Origin of the sequence: uncultured Caballeronia sp. (assembly GCF_964243625.1) — a bacterium.
Classification (GTDB): Bacteria; Pseudomonadota; Gammaproteobacteria; order Burkholderiales; family Burkholderiaceae; genus Caballeronia.
The window spans coordinates 1-6,829 of record NZ_CAXTGZ010000319.1 but is presented as its reverse complement, the minus strand read 5'-3'; the positions used below and the strand labels follow the sequence as shown (position 1 = coordinate 6,829).

The window sequence follows — 6,829 nt, the reverse complement described above, 5'->3', positions numbered from 1 at the left end:
ACTTGGCAGAAGGATCGTGCCGAGCGCCGCGCCGAGAAGCGCGGTCGGAAATTCCATCAGACGATCGGAGTAGTTGATCCACGACACCGCGCCCGGCCCGAGCCGCGACGCAATATTCGTGTTGATGATCAGGCTCAGTTGCGCGACGGACACGCCGAAGGTCATCGGCACCATCTTGATCAGCACGCGCTTCACGCCCGGATGCCGCAGCGCCTTCACAACATTCCAGCCGATGCGCGGAATCATGTCGATCTTCTTGAGCCCGGGCAATTGCACGAGAAACTGCAAAATCCCGCCGGCGATCACCGCATACGCCAGCGCGTAGATAGGCACTTTCAGATGCGGCGCGAGGAAAATCGCCGCCGCAATGAAGGACACGTTGAGCAGCACGGGCGCGAACGCAGGCAGCGAGAACTTCCGGTACGTATTCAGCACCCCGGACGCCAGCGATGTCAGCGAGATGAAGATGATGTACGGGAACATGATCTGGGTCATGGTCACCGCGTAGCCGAACGCGCGGCCATCGTGCTCCAGGCCCGAGGCGACGGCAAACACGACCCAGGACGCGCCCGCCACGCCCGCCAGCGACAGCACCGCGAGCGCCCAGGCGAGCACCGTCGACATGGCGTCGACGAGCGCCTTGGTTGCATCGTGGCCCTCGGTGTTCTTGAACTCGGCGAGGATCGGCACGAAGGCCTGCGAGAACGCCCCTTCCGCGGACAGGCGCCGCAGCAGGTTCGGGATGCGGAAGGCGACGTAGAACGCGTCGGTGAATTGACTGGCGCCAAAGGCTCGCGCGATCAGCGTTTCGCGGATCAGGCCGGTTACACGCGAAAGCAACGTGAAACCGCTGACCGTCAGGAGGGCTCGGATTAGATTCATGGGGCGCTCATTATACGGGCGGCACCATGAACACAACGCGTCGCAACAATTCCCGAATCGTTAGAATTTGCAACGGCGGTGGTATCTTGTACAGCCTGTCCGCTGGCAGATGTCGCCTGTCCAAGGCTGGGGCGTGCCTTCTGCAGAACGTGCCGTGCTTGCCAGTCCCATGATTTCGTTGCTATAATCGCCGGTTTCGAAGCTCCTGAATCCGCTTTCGGCATGGGTAAGCAGTTACCAGGCACTGCGGTTTCGCGTCTTCTTTCGACGTTTTTGCGCTTTCGGGCAATCGATCCCGGGAGTTTGATCATAAACAGCGCATCGGATTGACCTCGTTTTATCTTGTGCGGAGCCGGGCCGGCATTGAGCTGGGCTCGCTCCGGAAGCTAAACGGGAAGCGCTGAAACACATAGCTGGAACAGGATAAGGAACCGTCATGGCAAATACCGCACAAGCTCGCAAGCGCGCCCGTCAAAGCGCGAAAGCAAACTCGCACAACTCGGCGCTGCGCTCGAAGTTCCGCACGGCCATCAAGGCAGTTCGCAAGGCAATCGACGCCGGCGACCAGGCCAAGGCTGCGGAAATCTACAAGACGTCGGTCAAGACCATCGACATCATTGCGGACAAGCGCATCGTTCACAAGAACAAGGCTGCTCGCCATAAGAGCCGTCTGTCGGCAGCTATCAAGGGTCTGCAAGCACCTGCTGCTTAAGGATTGCGTTGCGGCCTGCATGCCTCCGGCGTGACAGGCTCATGCTTTTTGCGCTGAGGGACTAGAGCAAGAAAAGCAGCAATGAAAAAACCCGCCTTGGCGGGTTTTTTGTCGTGTACTTGTCAAACGGCCTCAACACGTATTTAACGTTGAAGAAGCCCTCCCCCTGTCAACCTTGCTGCTGCGTTCCGTGATGCGGCGGCAGCTCGCAGGCTTCCGTCACCAGCAGGTCATTGTCCTTTGCAAAGTTCATCACGAAGTCGAAGGCCATGGGTTCGATCTCGCGCAACCGCGAATCGAGGATCACCGTCTTCACGTTTCCAAGCAAGGTGGGGCGTACATAGATGGAATATGTCAGCCGGGCATTCGGCCCGCGTTTTTTTGGACCATAACCCGACATCACGCCGCAAAGCCGCTCCGACCAGTCACTCGGCCGAAAGGTCTTGCCGTTCGACGTGACGCCCTGGATGAAGTATTCGGTTGGGGTTGTTTCGGCCATGTAGGAATACCTGTTTGACGACCAGCGGAAACCGCCGGCAAACGCGCATGCACGATTGGCAAGATGAGCCAGCAGAAACGAAGCCCGGCTCGCTGACCCTTGTTGCAGTTAAGCCCCGCGTGAACTCCGACGTGCAACCCTAACGCCCGGCGCGAATGGTGCCTGAGCGTGCAATAAGCCAGGACAAGCCTATTTTCGACGCAATTTCAGCTTCCTTCGCGGCCTCCTGATGGCAGCAACACGAAAGCATGTCCGCGAACCCGCTGGATACACTCGCTCAAGAATGCGACGAGGTGAGGCCGCTTCGAAGCCCTACTGAAAGCAGTCGACAGGTGTCAGGACTGCCGGAGAAACGAGGCCGATTATACAGCAGAGGGCCTTTTTCCGCACTGCACACAAAGCCGCTGAACCGCGCTGGACGGGCTGCAAGACAGGCAACGATGGACCGCGTCGGCTATTTGGCCACCTCGTCAAACGGCAGAATTTCCTTTATGCTGAAATTCAATACCACCACGACGGCGGCGCCGTCCGGCGCAATTGCCGGCTGAAGCCGCCGTACGCATTTCATGACCGAAAAAAAAATTCGCCACTATCTGCAGTTCAAGGATTTCTCCCTCGACGACTATGACTACGTGCTCGAACGCGCACGCATTCTGAAGCGCAAGTTCAAGAGCTACGAGACCTATCACCCGCTGCACGACCGAACGCTGGCGATGATCTTCGAGAAGAATTCAACGCGTACGCGGCTGTCGTTTGAAGCCGGCATCTTCCAGCTCGGCGGCCATGCCGTGTTCCTCAGCACGCGTGATACGCAACTGGGACGCGGCGAGCCTATCGAAGATGCGGCTCAGGTCGTCTCGCGCATGGTCGACATCATCATGATCCGCACGTTCGGCCAGCACATCATCGAGCGCTTCGCCGAAAACTCGCGCGTGCCGGTGATCAACGGGCTGACGAACGAATATCACCCATGCCAGGTTCTCGCCGACGTCTTCACGTACTACGAATTGCGTGGTCCTATCGCGGGGAAAACGGTGGCCTGGGTTGGCGATGCCAACAACATGCTGTACACGTGGATCGAGGCCGCGCAGATCCTTGGCTTCAAGTTGCGCCTGTCCACTCCGCCCGGCTATTCACTCGATCCGACCTTGGTGGCGCCGGAAAGCGCGCCGTTCTACGAAGAGTTCGCTGATCCGAACGACGCCTGCACCGGCGCCGATCTGGTCACCACGGACGTCTGGACCAGCATGGGTTTCGAAGCCGAGAACGAAGTGCGCAAGAAGGCGTTCGCCGACTGGTGCGTCGATGCAGACATGATGTCGCGCGCGAATCCGGACGCGCTCTTCATGCATTGCCTGCCGGCCCATCGCGGGGAAGAAGTGAGCGCCGAAGTGATCGACGGTCCGCAAAGCGTGGTTTGGGACGAAGCCGAAAACCGTCTGCACGTTCAGAAGGCGTTGATGGAGTATCTGCTGCTCGGCAAACTCAATCATTGAAACGCCGCATCGTCCCGAAAATCCGGAATGACCGCCATTTAGTGTCAAAATAGCGGTTTTCCGCGCGCTGAAAGCCCGGCGCACACCGTTTTCCAGCCATACGAGTTCACCATGAGCGATATCAAAAAAGTCGTGCTCGCCTACTCGGGCGGCCTCGATACCTCCGTCATCCTGAAGTGGTTGCAAGACAACTACGACGCCGAAGTCGTGACGTTCACCGCTGACATCGGTCAGGGCGAAGAACTCGAACCGGCGCGCAAGAAAGCGCTGCAGCTCGGCATCAAGCAGGACAACATTTTCATTGAAGATCTGCGTGAGGAATTCGTCCGCGACTTCGTGTTCCCGATGTTCCGCGCCAACACGGTCTACGAAGGCGAATATCTGCTCGGAACGTCGATTGCACGTCCGCTGATCGCGAAACGTCAGATCGAGATCGCCCGTGCCGTGGGCGCGCAATCCGTTTCGCACGGCGCGACCGGCAAGGGTAACGATCAGGTGCGTTTCGAACTGGGTTATTACTCGCTCGAGCCAAGCATCAAGGTGATCGCGCCGTGGCGTGAATGGGATCTGCTGTCTCGTGAAAAGCTGCTGGCTTACGCGGAAAAGGCAGGTATTCCTATCGAAATGAAGCATAAGCAAGGTGGCGCGCCCTACTCCATGGATGCAAACCTGCTGCATATTTCATTCGAAGGCCGTCACCTGGAAGATCCGAAGGCCGAAGCCGAAGCCGACATGTGGCGCTGGACGGTCGCGCCGGAAGATGCGCCGGACCAGCCGGAGTATCTGGATATCGAATACGAGAAGGGTGATCCGGTTGCGTTGAACGGCAAGCGTTTGTCGCCGGCGGACATGCTCACCGAACTGAACGCGATTGGCGGCAAGCATGGCATCGGCCGGCTGGATCTGGTCGAGAACCGTTATGTCGGCATGAAGTCGCGCGGTTGCTACGAGACGCCGGGCGGCACGATCATGCTCAAGGCGCACCGCGGGATCGAGTCGATCACGCTGGATCGTGAAGTCGCGCATCTGAAAGACGACCTGATGCCGCGTTATGCCGCGCTGATTTACAACGGCTACTGGTGGAGCCCGGAGCGTCGCGCGCTGCAAGTGCTGATCGATCACACGCAGGACAAGGTGAACGGCTGGACGCGCGTGAAGCTTTACAAGGGCAGTGTGACGGTGGTCGCGCGTGATTCGAAGGAAACGCTGTTCGACAAGAACATCGCTACGTTCGATGACGACGGCGGCGCCTACGATCAGGCCGATGCCGGCGGGTTTATCAAGCTGAATGCGCTGCGGATGCGGATTGCGGAAAATGCGCGCCGCAAGCGTGGTGGTTGAGCGGTATCGAAAATGTGAAAAACCCGCTTCGGCGGGTTTTTTAATGGGGCATCAGTGCCGCGTCAAAGGCATACCGGTTCTGCTTCCAGCTCGACGCCGAAACGCGCGTGGATGTCGCGTTTGACCGCATCGGCGAGTTCGAGGATTTGCGCGCCCGATGCCCCGCCGCGATTGACCAGTACCAACGCCTGCCGGTCGTGCACGGCGGCCGCGCCGATTGAACGGCCCTTCCAGCCGCATTGGTCGATAAGCCAGCCCGCTGCCAGCTTGAATTGCCCGTCCGGCTGTTTGTACGAGACGAGTTCCGGCTCGCGCGCCTTGAGCGCATCGAACTCGGCCGCGCTGATCACCGGGTTCTTGAAAAAGCTTCCGGCGTTTCCAAGCACGCGCCAGTCGGGCAGCTTCGCCTGACGCACGGCGACGACTGCATTGAAGATCGCTTGCGGATTGTCCGACGCGCCGCTTTCCAGCACGCGCGCAATGTCTGCGTATTCCGCACGCGGCGTCCACTTTTTCGGCAGACGAAACGTCACCGAAACGATCACAAAACGTCCGCGCCCTTCCCGCTTGAAATAACTGTCGCGATAACCGAACGCGCACGCGTTGCGATCGAATTCGCGCGTTTCGCCCGTCGATAACTCGATAGCCCGCAAGCGTTCGAAGCGCTCGCCCATTTCCAGCCCATATGCGCCGATGTTCTGGATCGGCGCCGCGCCCACCGTGCCGGGAATCAGCGCGAGGTTTTCGAGTCCCGGGAAGCCTTGCGACAAGGTCCATGCAACGAATTCGTGCCAGTTTTCTCCTGCAGCGGCTTCGACATACACCGCTTCGCCGTCTTGATCGATTACATGACGTCCGCGCAATTCCATCAGCAATGCAACGCCATCGAAATCCTTCGTCAGCACCACATTGCTGCCACCGCCAAGAATTAGCCGTGCCTTGTCTTTGAGACGTTCGTTGTGAACAAGCGCCGCGATCTGTGCTTCTTCCGTCAGCCGAAGCGCGAGTCTGGCGCGGACATCGAAACCGAAGGTGTTGTGCGCGAGCAGCGGGTAGTCGGAGAGGAGTTCGTACTCGGGCATTGAGGCAGCACTAAGGGTGTGGTCTTGGGCAAACCGGGACGGCATCGGTAGAATGACGTTGGTTAGTGATTATAGCGAGTGCGTGCAGGCAGTCTGGCGCCTCGCCTCAACGAAGGGGAATACAAATGCCATCGTTTGACGTCGTCAGCGAAGCAAACATGATCGAGGTGAAAAACGCCATCGAACAGTCGAACAAGGAGATTTCCACGCGCTTTGACTTCAAGGGTTCGGATTCGCGCATCGAGCAAAAGGATCGCGACCTGACGCTTTTTGCCGACGATGATTTCAAGCTCGGCCAGGTCAAGGACGTGATGTTGTCGAAGCTGGCAAAGCGCAATGTGGACGTGCGATTCCTGGATTACGGCAAGATCGAGAAGATCGGCGGCGACAAGCTGAAGCAAGTCGTCGAGATCAAGAAAGGCGTGACCGGCGACCTGGCAAAGAAGATCGTCAAGATGGTCAAGGACAGCAAGATCAAGGTCCAGGCCAGCATTCAGGGCGACGCGGTGCGCATCAATGGCACGAAGCGCGACGATCTGCAAAGCGCGATCGCCATGCTGAAGAAAGACGTGACGGACGCGCCGCTCGACTTCAACAACTTCCGGGACTGATGGACCGGTTTCGCAAAGCTTGATGTGCAGATAGAAAGCCGCCTTTCAGGCGGCTTTCTTGTTTTAGCGCGGCCTCTATTGAGGCGTTTGAACCGCCGCCTTCTTCTGCCCGATGCGGCTTTCCTTTCCGTCGAGCAACTTCTTGATATTCGCGCGATGCCGCCAGATCAAAAGCGCGCTCATCGCGGCAACAGCCAGCGAGATGC

General features: G+C 58.6%; 7 protein-coding genes and 1 pseudogene. 4 read left to right on the top strand and 4 right to left on the bottom strand.

The genetic code is table 11. The features are described 5' to 3' along the window. Nucleotides 1–918: murein biosynthesis integral membrane protein MurJ (gene murJ, locus ACFFAR_RS20255; RefSeq protein WP_375508350.1), on the bottom strand; the 918-nt coding region annotated here is incomplete at its 3' end. A gap of 400 nt (nt 919–1,318) precedes the next feature. Here murJ and rpsT point away from each other — a divergent pair. Continuing rightward, the gene (rpsT, locus tag ACFFAR_RS20250; protein WP_047845158.1) at nt 1,319–1,594 is read left to right on the top strand and encodes a 30S ribosomal protein S20; all 276 of its coding nucleotides are present in this window, start codon (nt 1,319–1,321) and stop codon (nt 1,592–1,594) included. 169 nt (nt 1,595–1,763) lie between these two features. On the opposite strand, the gene ACFFAR_RS20245 is transcribed toward rpsT, so the two are convergent. Then, nucleotides 1,764–2,093: a DUF3579 domain-containing protein gene (locus ACFFAR_RS20245; RefSeq protein WP_062167829.1), complete on the bottom strand. Its 330-nt coding sequence runs from the start codon at nt 2,091–2,093 to the stop codon at nt 1,764–1,766. Between the two features lie 566 nt (nt 2,094–2,659). Here ACFFAR_RS20245 and argF point away from each other — a divergent pair. Both argF and ACFFAR_RS20235 read left to right on the top strand, forming a co-directional pair. Next, the gene (gene argF, locus ACFFAR_RS20240) at nt 2,660–3,589 is read left to right on the top strand and encodes an ornithine carbamoyltransferase (protein WP_062167831.1); all 930 of its coding nucleotides are present in this window, start codon (nt 2,660–2,662) and stop codon (nt 3,587–3,589) included. A 111-nt stretch (nt 3,590–3,700) separates the two neighbouring features. Further along, nucleotides 3,701–4,930, top strand: a complete 1,230-nt coding sequence (locus ACFFAR_RS20235) for an argininosuccinate synthase (protein WP_062167832.1) — start codon at nt 3,701–3,703, stop codon at nt 4,928–4,930. A 62-nt stretch (nt 4,931–4,992) separates the two neighbouring features. Here the strand turns inward: ACFFAR_RS20235 and murB are convergent, their stop codons facing one another. Beyond that, on the bottom strand, nt 4,993–6,012 hold the full coding sequence (murB, locus tag ACFFAR_RS20230; RefSeq protein WP_174365194.1) for a UDP-N-acetylmuramate dehydrogenase: 1,020 nt from the start codon (nt 6,010–6,012) through the stop codon (nt 4,993–4,995). Nucleotides 6,013–6,137: 125 nt separating this feature from the next. Between murB and ACFFAR_RS20225 the strand changes: the two genes are divergently transcribed. After that, on the top strand, nt 6,138–6,623 hold the full coding sequence (locus tag ACFFAR_RS20225; protein WP_062167836.1) for a YajQ family cyclic di-GMP-binding protein: 486 nt from the start codon (nt 6,138–6,140) through the stop codon (nt 6,621–6,623). A gap of 75 nt (nt 6,624–6,698) precedes the next feature. Here the strand turns inward: ACFFAR_RS20225 and ACFFAR_RS20220 are convergent. Continuing rightward, nucleotides 6,699–6,829: pseudogene (locus ACFFAR_RS20220) on the bottom strand (glycerol-3-phosphate acyltransferase); the annotation flags it as partial.